The 309-nt window shown below is 41.1% G+C and carries 1 protein-coding gene; it reads left to right on the top strand.

The window, feature by feature from the left end; all coding sequences use genetic code 11:
• A partial coding sequence (locus ACSVH7_RS15150; RefSeq protein WP_438067520.1) for a VCBS domain-containing protein occupies positions 1–309 on the top strand: 309 nt, incomplete at both ends.

The raw sequence follows: 309 nt of genomic DNA, 5'->3' as shown, positions 1-309 counted from the left end.
GTTGCAGCAAGTGGCGTATTGGGTAATGATACCGATGTTGATACTGGATCGACCAAAACAGTAACGTCAGTTCGATTAGGGAATACCGAAGGTTCAGGTACAGCAGGAACCCTTGGTTCAATATTGACAGGAACTTATGGAGATCTTATCATAAAAGCGGATGGAAGTTTTACTTATGTTGCGAACAATGCCCAAGCATTAGCAGCAGGAGCAACTGCACACGATTATTTCAACTATACGATGTCTGATGGTACAGATTCAGATATTGCTATTATCGATATTACTATTACAGGAATGAACGATGCACCA

The organism is Flavobacterium sp. TSSA_36 (genome assembly GCF_051547165.1).
In the GTDB taxonomy this organism is placed as follows: Bacteria; Bacteroidota; Bacteroidia; order Flavobacteriales; family Flavobacteriaceae; genus Flavobacterium.
This window is presented reverse-complemented; position numbering and strand designations above follow the sequence as displayed.